The 14,718-nt window shown below is 69.5% G+C and carries 14 protein-coding genes; 5 read left to right on the top strand and 9 right to left on the bottom strand.

The annotated features are described in order from the left end of the window. Nucleotides 1-822 (top strand): N-formylglutamate deformylase, encoded by an 822-nt coding sequence (gene hutG, locus QTH91_RS19425; protein ID WP_286661787.1) that lies wholly within the window; start codon nt 1-3, stop codon nt 820-822. A 43-nt stretch (nt 823-865) separates the two neighbouring features. On the opposite strand, the gene QTH91_RS19420 is transcribed toward hutG, so the two are convergent. The 5 genes from QTH91_RS19420 to QTH91_RS19400 are packed head-to-tail and all read right to left on the bottom strand — an operon-like array spanning nt 866 to nt 6,244. Continuing rightward, nucleotides 866-2,425 (bottom strand): bifunctional 3-(3-hydroxy-phenyl)propionate/3-hydroxycinnamic acid hydroxylase, encoded by a 1,560-nt coding sequence (locus QTH91_RS19420; RefSeq protein ID WP_286661786.1) that lies wholly within the window; start codon nt 2,423-2,425, stop codon nt 866-868. After that, entirely contained in the window at nt 2,422-3,285 is an 864-nt protein-coding gene (locus tag QTH91_RS19415; protein ID WP_286661785.1) for a fumarylacetoacetate hydrolase family protein, read from the bottom strand. Before QTH91_RS19415 ends, QTH91_RS19420 begins: the two co-directional genes overlap by 4 nt. A 33-nt stretch (nt 3,286-3,318) precedes the next feature. Continuing rightward, nucleotides 3,319-4,224, bottom strand: a complete 906-nt coding sequence (locus tag QTH91_RS19410; protein ID WP_286661784.1) for a VOC family protein — start codon at nt 4,222-4,224, stop codon at nt 3,319-3,321. Next, nucleotides 4,221-5,261 (bottom strand): amidohydrolase family protein, encoded by a 1,041-nt coding sequence (locus QTH91_RS19405; RefSeq protein ID WP_286661783.1) that lies wholly within the window; start codon nt 5,259-5,261, stop codon nt 4,221-4,223. The genes QTH91_RS19410 and QTH91_RS19405 overlap by 4 nt, the downstream gene beginning before the upstream one ends. Nucleotides 5,262-5,269: 8 nt before the next feature. Next, complete coding sequence (locus QTH91_RS19400; RefSeq protein WP_286661782.1) at nt 5,270-6,244, bottom strand: Bug family tripartite tricarboxylate transporter substrate binding protein; 975 nt, start codon at nt 6,242-6,244, stop codon at nt 5,270-5,272. An 87-nt stretch (nt 6,245-6,331) separates the two neighbouring features. On the opposite strand from QTH91_RS19400, the gene QTH91_RS19395 reads away from it, so the two are divergent. Beyond that, nucleotides 6,332-7,270: a LysR family transcriptional regulator gene (locus QTH91_RS19395; protein WP_286661781.1), complete on the top strand. Its 939-nt coding sequence runs from the start codon at nt 6,332-6,334 to the stop codon at nt 7,268-7,270. 19 nt (nt 7,271-7,289) lie between these two features. On the opposite strand, the gene QTH91_RS19390 is transcribed toward QTH91_RS19395, so the two are convergent. The 3 genes from QTH91_RS19390 to QTH91_RS19380 are packed head-to-tail and all read right to left on the bottom strand — an operon-like array spanning nt 7,290 to nt 10,489. Further along, nucleotides 7,290-7,715, bottom strand: a complete 426-nt coding sequence (locus QTH91_RS19390; RefSeq protein WP_286661780.1) for a GlcG/HbpS family heme-binding protein — start codon at nt 7,713-7,715, stop codon at nt 7,290-7,292. Between the two features lie 29 nt (nt 7,716-7,744). Then, nucleotides 7,745-9,499 carry a thiamine pyrophosphate-binding protein gene (locus QTH91_RS19385; RefSeq protein ID WP_286661779.1) on the bottom strand — a complete coding sequence of 585 codons (1,755 nt, stop codon included), beginning with the start codon at nt 9,497-9,499 and terminating at the stop codon, nt 7,745-7,747. 3 nt (nt 9,500-9,502) lie between these two features. Beyond that, nucleotides 9,503-10,489 (bottom strand): Bug family tripartite tricarboxylate transporter substrate binding protein, encoded by a 987-nt coding sequence (locus QTH91_RS19380; RefSeq protein WP_286661778.1) that lies wholly within the window; start codon nt 10,487-10,489, stop codon nt 9,503-9,505. Between the two features lie 133 nt (nt 10,490-10,622). On the opposite strand from QTH91_RS19380, the gene QTH91_RS19375 reads away from it, so the two are divergent. The 3 genes from QTH91_RS19375 (at nt 10,623) to QTH91_RS19365 (ending at nt 13,802) form a co-directional block, all read left to right on the top strand. Then, nucleotides 10,623-11,519 (top strand): helix-turn-helix domain-containing protein, encoded by an 897-nt coding sequence (locus tag QTH91_RS19375; protein ID WP_286661777.1) that lies wholly within the window; start codon nt 10,623-10,625, stop codon nt 11,517-11,519. A 73-nt stretch (nt 11,520-11,592) separates the two neighbouring features. Further along, nucleotides 11,593-12,639, top strand: coding sequence for a homocysteine S-methyltransferase family protein (locus QTH91_RS19370; protein ID WP_286661776.1), 1,047 nt, complete (start codon nt 11,593-11,595; stop codon nt 12,637-12,639). 266 nt (nt 12,640-12,905) lie between these two features. Then, a complete protein-coding gene (locus QTH91_RS19365; protein WP_286661775.1) occupies nt 12,906-13,802 on the top strand; it encodes an SH3 domain-containing protein in 897 nt (298 codons plus the stop codon). Nucleotides 13,803-13,826: 24 nt separating this feature from the next. Here QTH91_RS19365 and QTH91_RS19360 read toward each other — a convergent pair whose 3' ends face one another. Beyond that, complete coding sequence (locus QTH91_RS19360; protein WP_286661774.1) at nt 13,827-14,714, bottom strand: LysR family transcriptional regulator; 888 nt, start codon at nt 14,712-14,714, stop codon at nt 13,827-13,829. Nucleotides 14,715-14,718 lie beyond the last annotated feature (4 nt).

Genomic DNA, 14,718 nt, shown 5'->3' with positions numbered 1-14,718 from the left:
ATGACCGACTTCCAGACCCAGGAGCCGCCCTTGCGCTTTCGCCAGGGCACGCGACCATTGCTCATCTCCATGCCGCACGTGGGCACGCATGTGCCGCCGGCGCTGGCGGAACGATTCACCGCCGAGGCGCAGCAGGTGCCCGACACGGACTGGCACCTAGAGCGCCTCTACGACTTTGCCGACGCACTGGGCGCCTCGGTGCTCGTGGCCACGCATTCGCGCTATGTCGTCGACCTGAACCGGCCGCCGGACAACCAGAACCTCTACCCCGGCCAGGACACCACCGGCCTGTGCCCGATCGACACCTTCGACAAGACGCCCATCTATGCAAAGGGCGATGTTCCCGGCGAGGCCGAGATCGTCGCGCGCCGGGACGCCATCTGGCGGCCCTATCACCAGCAACTGCGCGCCGAGCTGGATCGGCTGCGTGCGGTGCACGGCACCGTCGCGCTGTGGGACGCGCACTCCATCCGATCGGTGTTGCCGCGCTTTTTCGAAGGCAAGCTGCCCGACCTGAACCTGGGCACCGCCAACGGCACAAGCTGCGATGCCGCGCTGGCCGAGCGCTTGCTGGACATCGGCAAGGCCAGCGGCTACAGCGCCGTGCTCAATGGACGCTTCAAGGGCGGCCACATCACGCGCGAGTACGGCGACCCGGCGCGCGGCATCCATGCCGTGCAACTGGAAATGACCCAGTGCAGCTACATGCAAGAGGCCTTGCCCTTCGACTACCTGCCCGATGTGGCGGCGGGTGTGCAGCCGCATGTACGGCGCATGCTCGAGGCGGTGCTGGCGTTCGTGGAAGGGCAGGGGCGGCGCTGAGCCGGCCAGGCCGGCACGAGCGCCTCCGCCAGCGCGCAGCGACTCAACGCGCCAGCAGCGCCGGAAGGGCTTCGCGAACGAGCGCGCCGATCTGCCCGGGCGTGCGTGCCACCCCGAACACATAGTGATCGGGCCGCAGCAGCGCGGCCACGCATTCCATGCGCCGGAACCAGCCTGTGGCCACGCCTTCGGCATCGTCCGTGGCGCCGAGCGCGACCACGCGGACGCCTGCGGGTGCCTTGCCCGCGAACTCGGCGAACGCCGCGCCCACATCGACGCCCGGCACCAGCACCAGCCGCCAGCCATGTGCCGCCACCTCGTCCATCAGCCGCCCGTCGATGCTCGGCTGCGGGAACAGCGCGCCGCGTGCCGCGCCCGGCTCTGCCGAGAGCAGACCGCATTCGAGCCTGGGAAGAATGTCCTGGCGCGGTGTGTCGCGCACCGTGCCGTCGCATTCCTGCAGCAGGCGCGCATCGCGCTCGCGCGCCTTGGCGGGGTCTCGCTCGCAGATGACGGCGCCCACGGCCTTGATGCGGCTGGTGAGTTCGCGCACGTGGGCCTGTCGTTCGCTGCCGTAGCTATCGAACAGGGCCTGTGCCGCCGCGCCTTGCACATCGCCCTGCAGGACGGCGGCCAGCTTCCAGCTCAGGTTGGTGACGTCGCGAATGCCCTGGCACATGCCCTGGCCCAGGAAGGGCGGCTGCATGTGCGCCGCATCGCCCGCCAGGAAGACGCGGCCCTTGCGCCATTGCCTGGCCACCAGCGCATGGAAGCGGTAGCTGGCCTGGCGCCACAACTCGCCGTCTTGCGGTGTCAACCAGCGCGACAGCAGCTTCCAGGTCTGCTCGGACGTCGCCACTTGCCTGGGGTCTTCGCCGGGCAGGATGGAGATTTCCCAGCGGCGGTGGTTGCCCGGGCCGATCACCAGCGTGCACGGGCGCTCGGGCTCGCAGTACTGCACGCTCACCTTGGGCAGCTTGGCCAGGCCCTGTTCGTTCACCAGCACGTCGACCACCAGCCACGGCTCGTCGAAGTCGAGGTCTTCCATCTCGATGCCCAGTTGCGTGCGCACGCCGCTGCTGCCGCCGTCGCAGGCAATGGCGTAGGCCGCGCGCACGCTGCGCGGGCGCCTGGCCACGTCGCCCGCGGCATCGATGCGCAGCGTCACGCCCGTGTCGTCCTGCGTCATCTCGCGCATCTCCACGCCCAGCTCCACCGTCACGTTGGGCAGCTGGGCCACGCGATCGCGCAGTGCGCGCTCCACCGGCGGCTGGGTGAACACGATCGATGGCGTGTAGCCCTGCGGGTAGGGCGGCGGCAACATCGTCATGCGCCGAATGAGCTGACCGTCGACGCCGTAGTACTCGGAGTTGGTGAAAGGCTCGGTGTGAGGCGCGATGGCGTCCACCACGCCGATCTGCTGGAACACCCGCATGATCTCGTGGTCCAGCGAGATGGCGCGCGGGATCTGATAGACGTCCGGCAGGCGCTCGCACACGTAGACCTTCAGGCCGCGCTGACCCAGCAGCGCCGCCGCCACCTGGCCAGCAGGGCCGTAGCCGACGATGGCGACGTCGTAGACGGTGTCGCTCGACGTGTTCACGCCGCCTCGTTCGCGATGGGGTTGCTCAGGAGGCCGACGCGCTCGATGTCGATCTCGATGGTGTCGCCCGCCTTCATCCACACCGGCGGCGTGCGCGCCTGGCCGACGCCGGCGGGCGTACCCATCACGATCACGTCGCCCGGCTCGAGCGTGAGCACCTCGGCCAGCAGCGCGATGGTCTCCTTGACGCTGAAGATCATGTCGTCGGTGTTGGCGTCCTGCATGACCTGCCCGTTCAGGCGGCTCTGGATGCGCAATCCGGTGGCACCCGGCGCGAGTTCGTCGGCCGTGACCAGCGCCGGGCCGAAGCCGCCGGTGCGATCGAAGTTCTTGCCGATGGTCCATTGCGGCGTCCGCTTCTGGTAGTCGCGCACGCTCATGTCGTTGAAGCAGCTGTAGCCGAAGACGTATTGCAGCGCCTCGGCTTCCTGCGTGTGGCGCGGCACCGTTCGGCCGATGACGACCGCCAGCTCGGCCTCGTAGTCGAAGCGCGTCGACACCTTGGGCAGCCAGCCGGCTTCGCCATGCGCCACGAGCGAGGAGGGCGCACGGAAGAAGAACCACGGGTACTCGGGCTTGTCGCGACCGCCTTCCTTGGCATGGTCGTAGTAGTTCAGGCCCAGGCAGATGATCTTGCCCGGCTCGGGCACCAGCGGTGCCAGCGTCACGGCGGCCAAAGGCTGGCGCGTGCCGGCTTCCAGCGCGCGGCGGCCGGCGGCCTGCAGGTCGACGCCGGCGCGCAAAGCGGCGCGCAGGTCGGTGGGTGCCTGGGCGTCGGCATCGTTGAGGTCGACGAGGTCTTCGCCGTCGACGAGGGCCAGGCGTGGTGCGCCTTGGCGCAGGTAGGTGGTGAACTTCATGATGTTGGCAAGCGCTCCGTGGAGGGGTTCGGTTCAGGGCTGGGGGGCGAAGAAGATGCGCTTCTGCGCTTCCTTCAGGGTCGGTCCGGGCGCGGGCGAGATGCCCCACTGGTCGACGCGGCCGGGCGGCCATTTCCAGTGCTCGGGCCCGTGAGAGACATAGCTGTCGTCGATCTGCTCGACCTCGGCCGTGTATTCGATGACCACGCCGAAGGGATCGATGAAATAGTTGAAGAGGTTGTTGCCCGGGCCGTGGCGGCCAGGGCCCCACTGGATCGGAAAGCCCGCATCCTTCATGCGGCCGCCGCCGCGCATCACCGATTCGAAGTCTGGCATCAGGAAGGCGATGTGATTGAGCGCGTCGTTGTCGGCGATGCCGATGGCGATGGTGTGGTGGTCCCTCGCGCAGTTCATGAAGGCCATGATCCCGGTGCGATCGGCCAGCCGAAAGCCCAGCGCATCGGCCAGGAAGGCTTGCGTCTCGTCCACCGCATGGCTGTTGAGCACCACGTGCGTCAGGCGGATCGGACGATCCTTCACCGCAGCGCCGTCGGGCCGCCGCGCGTCGCCGTGCACGACCTGGAACACGCGGCCGTGCGGGTCCTTGAACTTCAGGCCGATGCCGCCGGCGGGGTCGCGCGTCAGCTCGTGCGGCTCCGCCAGCACGCTGCCGCCCGCTGCGACCACGCTGGCCTGAATGGCGCCAAGCGCCTCGCGGCTGCGCGCGCGCAAGGTCACCTGTCTCACCTGCGGCGCTTCGCTGCCTTGATGCAGCGCCAGCAGATAGGCGTCGGTGCCGGTGCCGCGAAGGTACAGCACGCCGTCGCCGCGCTGAGCCACTTCGAGGTTCCAGGTGCGGGTGTAGAAGTCTTCGGCCCGCGCCAGATCGGGCACGTAGAGCGCGATGCTGCGAAGGCCTTCGATCCAGGGGGAACTCATGGGGCGGTCTCTTTCATGGTCGTCGTGCGGCCGAGGAAGCGCTCGGCATTGCGATGCACCAGGGCCGCCACCGTGGCCGCGTCGAAGCCGGCGGCCTCGATGCGCTGCACCGGCGTGCGGTCGTGGAAGTTGAAGGGGTAGTCCGTGCCCACCATCAGCTGCCCGGCGCCGAAGCGCTCGACCAGATGGCGCAGCATCGGGGTGTCGAACACCAGCGTGTCGTAGAAGAGCTGGCGTGCCTGATCGGTGGGCGAGGCCTCGATGGTTTTCTTCAGCGCCGGAAACACGTCCCAGCCCTGCTCCAGGCGCGGCAGCAGGGCAGCCAGCGTGCCGCCCCCATGGCTGAAGGCGATGCGCAGGCGCGGGCGCCGCAGCATCAGGTTGCTGGTGATGACCGACGCCGCGGCGAGCCCGACGTCGCCCGGGTAGGCCAGCACTTGCTGCAAGGGCGCGGGGCCGACCAGGCGCTCCATGCCGGCCGGACGCAGGGCATGCACGAAGACGGCGGCGCCGAGCGCTTCGCAGGCTTCGAAGAAGGCATCGAACTGCGGTGCGCCGATGGGCACGCCGTTGATGTTGCTGCCGATCTCGACCCCGGCGAAGCCGAGCGTGCCGACCACGTGCGTCAGCTCCGCGATCGCCCGGTCGATGTCCTGCAGCGGCACTGCGCCCAGGGCCGCCAGATGCCCGCCGCTGTCCTGCACCATCGAGGCCATGCAATCGTTGGTGTAGCGCAGCAGCTGCTGCGCGTCGGTCGCGTCCATCCAGTACGAGAGCAGCTCGGGCATGGGCGAGATCACCTGCAGCCGCAGGCCCATGGCCGGCAGGTCCTGCAGGCGGCGCGATGTGCTCCAGCAGGCGTCCGACACGGTGCGATAAACCCGGCCGGCGATCATCACGTGGCGGTGGCAGGATTCGGCCGGCGCCATCGAAGGCCAGTCTGCAGGCATGCTGGCGCCGATGTATCGCGGAAAGTGCTCGGGCACCACGTGCGCGTGCACGTCGATGCCATGGCAGCCGCAGGCGTTCGCGTGCACGACGGGGCTCACTCCGGCTGAATGCCCAGTTGCTTGACCAGCTTGGCCCAGCGCTCGCGCTCGGCCCGCATGAAGGCGTCGAACTCGGGCACGGACATGTGCTGCTCGGGTTGCGAGCCCAGCACCTGCAGGCGCTGCGCGACCTCGGGCTGCAACAGCACCGCTTCCACGTCGCGGTTCACCCGGGCGATCACGTCCGCCGGCGTACCGGCCGGCGCGAACAGGCCGTTCCAGCCGGCGTAGTCGAAGCCGGGGAATGTCTCGGACAGCGATGGCACGTCAGGCATGCCCGGCTGGCGCTGCGCCGTGCTGACCGCCAGCGCGCGCACCTGGCCGGCCTTGAGGTAGGCCGTGAGCGCCGCGTCGGGCAGGCAGACCAGCTGCACACGGCCGCCGATGACGTCCTGCAGCGCATCGGGTGCCTTGGTGTAGGGCACATGGTTCAGGCGCACGCCGGCCATGCTGGCCACGCTGTCGGCCAGCATCCCCGAGAAGGTCTTGGGTCCTTCGGTGGCGATGGTGACGCTGCCAGGCTCGGCCTTGGCCAGCGCCAGCGCTTCCTTCAGGTTCTTGCCCGGGAAGTTGGCGGCGGCGGCAATCACGAAGGGGCTGCGGCCCACCAGTCGCACCGGCACGAAGTCCTTCACCGGGTCATAGGGCAGCGACTTGAAGGTGTACGCGTTGGTCACCATCGCCGCGGTGGTGGCGTAGTAGAAGGTGTAGCCGTCGGGCGCCGAGCGCGCCGCCGCCTGAGCGCCGATGACGTTCTGGCCGCCCGGCTTGTTGTCGATCACCACCGGCTGGTTCCAGCGGCGCGCGAGCTGATCGCCCATGTAGCGGGCCAGGATGTCCGGCCCCGAGCCCGCCGGCTGCGACAGGACGAAGCGCACGGGGCGTTGCGGCCAGGCCGCTTGCGCACGGACGAGGCCGGCGCCGGCGAGGGGGATCAGCATCGCCGCTCGGGCGAAGTCTCTGCGCTGCATGGTGTCTCCTTGGTTCTTGGAAAGCGCATCCTAGGAATGGCGCGCCCATCTGAACAGTCGATGACATGGATACATAGAATCCATGCCATGGATATTCGATCGGTCGACCTGAACCTGCTCGTGCTGTTCGATGCGATGGCGCGGTTGCGCAGCGTGAGCCGCGCGGCGGAGGCCATCGGCCTGAGCCAGCCAGCCACCAGCGCTGCGCTGGCGCGGCTGCGGGCGGTGTTCGACGACGCGCTGTTCGTGCGTGCCGGTTCGCAGATGGAGCCCACGCCGCGCGCTCAGGCGCTGGCGCCGGCCGTGCAGCGTGTGGTGCAGGCGATCCAGTCGGAGATCCTGGTGCCGTCCGGCTTCGATCCGGCGCGCGCCGAGCGCAGTTTCACGCTGCTGACGCCCGACATCGGCGAGGTGGCCTTCCTTCCGGGTGTGCTGCGGCGCCTGCGGCAGGAGGCGCCGCTGGTGCGCCTGCGCGCGTTGTCGATGCCGCGCATGGCGGCCGCGCAGGCGCTCGAAGCCGGCGAGGCCGACCTGGCCGTGGGCTTCTTTCCCGACCTGCAGAAGGCGGGGTACTTTCGCCAGGCGCTGTTTCGCACGTCCTATACCTGCATCGCCTGCGCTCGCAACCGGGCAGCGCCGGCGCGCTTCACGGCGCGGCAGTATCTGGCGGCGCAGCACATGGTCGTGCGGCCCGACGGACGCGAGCACATGCTCGACCGCTTCCTGGACGACAAAGGCTGGCACCGCCACGTGACGCTGGAGCTGTCGCACTTCATGAGCCTGCTGTCACTGCTGCCCGGCAGCGATCTGATCGCCACGGTGCCTGACGACATCGCCACCGTGGTGCGTCGGCACATCGACGTGAAGATCATCGAACTGCCCTTCAAGCCGCCGCAGTTGCAGGTGCAGCAGTACTGGCATCGCCGCATGCAGAACGACGCCTCCAACCGCTGGCTGCGCGGGCTGTTCTACGAGGTGAATCGGCGAGACCCCAATGCCGGGCTGCCGGACTGGCAGGCGGCCTGAGGCGCGAACGCCTCAGTCGTCAGCCGTGCGCGAGGCCGGCGGCCTGCACGCCGGCGATGCAGATCGCCTCGTCCTCGTCGCCGGTGCCGCCGCTGGCGCCCACCGCGCCGAGCAGGCGCCCCTGCGCGTCGCGGATCACCACGGCGCCGGTTTGCGGAAGGAACTTGCCGTCGGCCGTGGCGGCCAGGGCCACGAAGAAGTTGGGGTTGTCCTTGGCGCGCTCGCCCAGCTTGCGGCTGGCCACGCCCATGCCGACGGCACCCCAGGCCTTGGCGCGCGCGACGTCGAATCGGAACATGCTGGCGCCGTCCTCGCTCGCAAAGGCCTTGAGGTTGCCGGACGCATCGAGCACCGCGATGCCCATGGGCTGATAGCCGGCTTCCTTCGATTTCTTCAGTGCGGCGTCGATGATGGTCTGCGCTTGCTGCAGGGTGAGGCTGGACACGGTGCTTGTTCCTTGGTTCGAAGTGGTTGTCAGTGCGCGTCGGCTTCGCCGGCCGAACCGGTGAGGGCTGCAAAGCCGTAGCGGTTCATGCTGCCGAAGCCGGGCAGGGCGGGATGGGGCACGAAGCGGGTCTGGCAATCGAGCACCGCCGGCAGCCCGCTGGCCATCGCGCGGCGTATGGCAGGGCCGACGTCTTCCAGCGCCGTCACGCGCTCGCCATGGCAGCCGAAGCCGCGCGCAATGGCCGCGTAGTCGGTCTCGTCGAGCGACGTGCCGAGCTCGAAGTCCAGCGCATTGCGCTGCCCGGCGCGGATGATGCCCCAGGCGGCGTTGTTGTGCACGATGCTTATCACTGGCAGGCGATAGCGCCGGGCGGTGTCCAGCTCGTTCAGGGTGAAGCCGAAGGAGCCGTCGCCGGTCACGAGCGCGACGGCGCGCCCGGGCTGCTGCGCCTGCAGCGCGATGGCATAGGGCAGGCCGAAGCCCAGATGGCTCATGCCGGGCTCGTGGAAGCGCGTGCGCACCTCGCGCACGGGCGTGAGGTCGTTGCTCCAGAAGGAGGTGTGGCCGCCGTCGAACACGGCCAGCGCGTCGGCTGGCAAGGCCTCGCCGATCGCACGGGCGAGCGCCGCGGGATGCATCGGCGCGTCGCGGTCGTCGTCCCTGCCGAGCTTCGCAAGCCGCGCTTCGTACTCTGCGCGTGTCTGGCGCAGGCTGCTCAGCCAGCCTCGTTCCACGGCTTGGCCAAGCCCGCCGTCGTCCAACGCCAGAAGGTCGTCGAGCGCTGCCTGGGCGTCCGCCTGAATGCCCACGGCATGCAGCGCCGGCGCGCCAATGGCGGAAGGGTCGATGTTGATGCTGATCAGCTGCCGGCGCGAAGCGCGTGCCAGTGGGCCGTGTTCGTCCCACATCCACGATGACCAGCGGCAGCCCACGGCCACCACCAGATCGGCTTGCTCGAAGGCCTGCCGCACGGCTTCGCCGGCGATCAGGCCGCCATGGCCGATGAAATGCGGACTGTCCGAAGGCACCACGCCCAGGGCCATCTGCGTGGGCAGCACGGGGGCGCCCCAGCGCTGCGCCAGCGCTCGCACGGCGGGCGCGGCGTCGCTCGCGATGACGCCGCCACCGGCCACGATCAGCGGGCGCCTGGCGCTGCGCATCAGCGCTGCCGCCTGCGCGAGCGCCGCTGCATCGGGGCGCACGCGGCCCCATGCGCGGTAGTGCGTCGGCGCAACGTCGAGCTGCGCATCGTCGAATTCGCAGGCCTGGCTCAGCACGTCCTGCGGAATGTCCAGGTGCACCGGGCCGGGCCGGCCGCCCAGCGCTTCGCGAAACGCGCGTCGTACGAGTTCGGGCAGGCGGCGTGCGTCGTGCACCACCGCGTTCCACTTGGTGATCGGACGCGTCACGGCGACGGTGTCCAGGTCCATGAACATGCCGCTGTGCGGATAGGCGGCCGCGCGATGCTGATTGGTCGTGATGGCCAGCAGCGGAAGGTTGTTGTTGAAGGCCACGCCCAGGCCCGAGGCCAGGTTCAGCCCGCCCGGGCCCATCTCGCCCAGCGCCACCGCCATCCGTCCAGAACCGGCGAATGCAGCGGCGGCCATCATCGGGCCGGCCGCCTCGTGACGCACGCCCAGGAAGCGAAGCTGCGCCTGCTGCGAGATGGCATGCAGCAGCGGGCCGAGCTTGCCGCCGACGATGCCATAGACCTCTTCGACCTGTTCCGCCAGGAGCAGGCGCACCAGCACTTGCGCGCCGTTCAACTTCACCAGGGCCACGCCTCAGTCCTCCGCCGTGAAATGGGCCGCCTTGACGATCGGCGCCCAGCGCTGCCGGTCGGCTTGCACGATGCGCGCAAACTCCTCGGGGCTCTGGTGCACCGGCTGCAGGCCCGACTTGGCCAGCGCCTCGATGAACTCGGGCGCCTGCAGCCCTTCGCGCACCAGCGCATTCAGGCGTTGCACGGTCTCGGCCGGCGTGCGCGCAGGCAGGAACCAGCCCAGCCATTCCTGCACCGCGATGTCGGCGAAGCCTTGTTCGACGAAGGTCGGCACGTCCGGCAGGAAAGTCGAACGCTGGGCGCTCGACACCGCCAGGCCGCGCAGCTTGCCGGCGCGGATGTGCGGCATCACCTCGCCGAGCACGCTGACGCTCACCGGCACCTGCCCGCCGAGCACGTCGTTGAGCAGCGGCGCCCCGCCGCGATAGGCGACGGCGGTCAGGTCCACGCCGCTGGCCTTCTGCAGCATCATGCCCACGAAGTGCAGCGCCGAGCCGGCAGCGGGCACGCCGTAGTTGGCTTGCGCCGGATTGGCCTTTGCCCAGCGCAGGTAGTCGGCCACGGTCTTGATTTCCGCCGGAAGCCCGGGCCCGGCGGTGAGCACGAAGGCATAGTTCACCGTGCTGGTCACCGGCACGAAGTCGGCCTGCGGGTCGTAGTTGAGCTTTCGGTAGGTGTTGGGATACAGCGTCATCGGCGAGCTGGGAATCTGCAGGATGGTCAGGCCGTCGGGCGCCGCGCGCTTGACGTATTCCACGGCGATGCGCCCTCCCGCGCCGGTCTTGGCTTCCACCACGACGCTGGTGGCGTACCTGCCCCGAAGCTTCTCGGCCAGCGGACGCGCCACATGGTCGCCCATGCCGCCGGCCGGAAAGCCCGAGACGATCGAGGCATTGCCGTTCAACTGCGCCAGCGCGTGCTGCAGCGGCGAAAGCGCGGCCAGCGCGGCGCCGGCCTTGAGCGAATGAAGGAAGTGTCTGCGGTCCATGGCCTTGTCTCCTGGGGCGTTCGCCCTCTGTGCTGTTGTGCGACTGGATGGTCGGGCCGCAGCGGGCTGGTGCGAATGGACAAAAGGCACCGCGGCGGGTAGTTTTCCGGCCTTCGTTGCATCCTCCGACGTTGTGAAGACCGCCGCCGCACCGCTGCTCCTCGTTCCATTCCGGGAGGTTCGCCATGAACAGCCCGACGATTGCCTGCACTACGAGCCCGTGGCCGTGCGTGGGCGGGAGATGGATTGGACGATTCCGGCGCACCGCCACGAGGGACTGCATCAGATCCAGTACCTGGAGCGCGGCCGCATCGCCGGCACGGTGGACGGCCTAAGCATCGACGCGGCGGCTCCGGCGCTGCTGCTCGTGGCACCCGGCGCGATGCATGGCTTTCGCCACACGCGCGACACGGCGGGCCACCAGCTCACGATCCCGAGCGCGACCTTGCAGCAGCTCTTCCAGGGAACGCGGCTGGCGGACACCGGCCTGGCCAGCTCCTTCGTGCTGACGGACCTGGCGGGCCCGGCCCGGGACGAGGCCGCATCGCTCTTCGAGCGGCTGGCGCGCGAGTTTCGCGGCAACAGTGCGGGCCGGGTGCCGGCCCTGCTGGCCACGGCCACGCTGCTGGCCGTCCTGCTTTGGCGACTGCATGGCGAGCGCGTCCAGCAGGCGCAGGCGCCAGGCGCGCGCGATGCGCTGGTGCAGCGCTACCTGGCGCTGGTCGAACAGCATTTCCGCGAGCACCGCGGGCTGCCGTTCTATGCCCATGCCCTGGGCGTGACGCCGGATCACCTGAGCCGCAGCTGCCGCAATCTCACGCGCCAGTCGGCGCTGCAACTGCTGCACGAGCGCCTGATGCTGGAAGCGCGCCGACTTCTGGCCTACACGCCCATGCCGGTGCAGGAGGTTGCCTTGGCCATCGGCTACCAGGACCCGGCCTACTTCAGCAAGTTCTTCGCCCGCGCGACAGGGCACGCCCCCTCGCAATACCGCGCGCTGGCGGCGCAGGGCGTGAGGCTGCCGCAATAGGGGCCCACGCCCCGTAGGGCGACTCGAGGGCCGGGCGCGGGGCGTGGCGGGCAGTTTCTACAATCGCCCCACCATGAAGCCCATCGCCTACACCCGCGGCCAGCAGTTGCCCGGCATCCTTGCTCAGCGTATCGCCATCCTCGACGGTGCGATGGGCACCATGATCCAGCGCTTCAAGCTCACCGAAGAGCAGTACCGCGGCGAGCGCTTCAAGGACTTCGGCCGCGACGTGAAGGGGAACAACGAATTGCTGTCGTTGACCCGTCCCGATGTGATCCGCGACATCCACGAAGGCTACCTGGCGGCCGGTGCCGACCTCGTCGAAACCAACACCTTCGGCGCGACCCGAATCGCGCAGGAGGACTACCAGATGGCCGACTTGGCACGCGAGATGAACGTCGCCTCGGCCCGCCTGGCGCGCGAGGCGTGCGACAAGTTCAGCACGCCGGACAAGCCACGATTCGTGGCCGGCGCCTTGGGCCCGACCCCCAAGACGGCCAGCATCAGCCCCGACGTGAACGACCCGGGCGCGCGCAACGTCGACTTCGAGACCCTGCGCGCCAGCTACTACGAGCAGGCCGAGGCGCTGGCCGAAGGCGGCGCGGACCTGTTCCTGGTCGAGACGATCTTCGACACGCTCAATGCCAAGGCGGCGCTGTTCGCGATCGACGAATGGTTCGAGGCCAGCGGCGAGCGGCTGCCGGTCGTCATCAGCGGCACCGTCACCGATGCCTCTGGGCGCATCCTGTCGGGCCAGACCGTGACCGCCTTCTGGCACAGCGTGCGCCACGCGCAGCCGCTGGCCGTGGGCCTGAACTGCGCGCTGGGCGCGGCGCTGATGCGGCCCTACATCCAGGAACTGGCGCGCGTGGCGGGCGACACCTTCATCAGCTGCTATCCCAACGCCGGCCTGCCCAACCCGATGAGCGAGACGGGCTTCGACGAGACGCCCGACGTCACCTCGCGCCTGCTGCACGAGTTCGCCGCCGAAGGCCTGGTGAACATCGTCGGCGGCTGCTGCGGCACGACGCCCGACCACATCGCGGCCATCGGTGGCGCGGTCACCGCGCTGCCGACGAGGGCGCTGCAGGGCGGCGTCTTCTACCGCGAAGCGGCCTGAAGTCCGACATCCGCGCGGGTTGCGCGCCGGCCGGCCGGGTTCAGGTTCCCGCCAGATGATCGATGTCGTGGCGACGGGCCGCCCCGCGTGTCGCGTGCGTCAAGCGCTGTGTCGTTCGGGTCAAGCCACATGTCTGCTCGATGAAGTGAGAGACGGTGTGTAGCCAAGGCGTCCATGGGGTGCCAGTCCGTGCTGCAATGGGCCTGTAAGCCACCGGCCAAGGCAGACATGTGACAAGCCGGCGGCGCCTAAAGGAGATGTGAACGATGAAGCACAACAACATACGGGGATGGATGCGCGGGGCGGCCATGTCGGCAGCCCTTGCACTGCCACTGGCTGCTGCCGCCCAGCAGGCCTTTACCACCGACATGCTCAACCTGCGCGCAGGGCCGGGCGTGGAATATCCCGTGGTGACCACCTTGTCCGAAGGCCAATCGCTGGAAGTGATGGGCTGCCAGAACGGCTACGACTGGTGCGACGTGGTGCTGCCTGACGGGCTGCGCGGCTGGGTTGCCGCTTCCTACCTTCAATTCGCCTATCAGGGCACACCGGTTCCGCTGGCCAGCTATGCGCCGGCGATCGGCGTGCCGATCGTCACCTTCGGGCTGGGCGCCTACTGGGGCAGCTACTACCGCGACCGCCCCTGGTACAACGAGCCTCGCTGGTGGAACGGCCGCCCGCCGCCGCCTCCGGGGCCCGGCTGGCGTCCGCCTCCGCCGCCACGGCCAGGCTGGAGCCCGCATCCGCCACCGCCAGGCTGGCGGCCTCCACACGCCGGCAATCGCCCGCCGGGCGGTTGGGACGGTCGTCCAGGGCCGGGTTGGGACGGTCGTCCCGGGCCGGGCTGGGACGGTCGTCCCGGGCCCGGTTGGGACGGTCGTCCTCGCCCCGGTTGGGATGGCGGCCATGCGGGTCGGCCCGACGGTCGCCCGCCAGGTGGATGGGACGGCCGAGGGGGACGCCCGGACCGGCCGGATGGACGCCCCCCGGGCGGCGGTCGGCCGGATCGTGGAGAAGGGCGTCCGCCAGGACCCCGCCCCGAGGTTCGCCCGCCCGCGACCTTTGGCGGGGCGCGCGCGCCAGGTCTGCCGCCGAATCGGCCTGAGCCGCCGGTCAATCCGGCATTCGGACCGCGGACGGGACACAACCCCGACGGGCCGTGATGTCACGTGAGGGCCGGGCGGCCCTCACGTCGCTCGACGCGCGATCAGCTCCACCAAGCGCTGCGCGCCCAATCCGAGCGGGCGCTCCTTGGACCACACCACATCCACCCACAGCTCCTGCGCATTCGACAGGTTCTCGAACTGGATTTCCACCAGCGTGCCCGCCGCCACGTGCGGACGCACCAGGTTTCGCGGCAGCCAGCCCCAGCCGAGCCCGGCGCTGATCAGGCTCAGCGCGGCCAGCGCGTTGTCGGTGCGCCAACTGTGGCGGGCATAGACGAAGCGCTGATCGTGGCCGGTGATGTCGCGGCCGGCCACGACGATCTGTCGGGTGTTGATGAGGTGCTCTTCTCGCAGCCGTCCGCCTGTCTGCGCCAGCACGGGGTGCGCGGGAGCCAGCACGCAGACCAGGGTTTCGGTGCTCACTTCCTGGAAGCCCTCGCGCCCGTCCAAACTTGGCCGTTCGAACACCAGCGCGAGCTGGGCGCGCCCGATGTGCAGCATGGCCAGCGCATCGGCCTGGGGCGCTGACAACACCTCGACCTCCAAAAGCGGATGTTCATTGGCCAGCGTGGCCAGCGCAGCGCTCCATGGCGCCGCCAGCAGCTCTGGCGCGATGGCCAGCGTCAGGCGTGATTCCAGGCCCTGGGTAAGCCCCAGCGCTTGCACCTGCAATGCTTTCAATTGCGCATCGACCAATCTCGCCTGCGGCTCCAGGGAGCGGGCGGCCTCGGTGGGCCGCGGCTCGCGGCCGGATCGGTCGAACAGGCTCAGGTCGAGCTCTGCCTCGAGGTTGGCAATCGCCATGCTGACCGCCGAAGGCACACGCCGCAGGGATCGCGCGGCGGCCGAGAACGAGCCCTGGTCCAGCACGGCCAGGAACACCTGCAAATGGTCGCTCGACAGGCTCATCTTT

Origin of the sequence: Variovorax dokdonensis, assembly GCF_030316895.1 — a bacterium.
Lineage (GTDB): Bacteria > Pseudomonadota > Gammaproteobacteria > Burkholderiales > Burkholderiaceae_C > Variovorax > Variovorax dokdonensis.
This window is presented reverse-complemented; position numbering and strand designations above follow the sequence as displayed.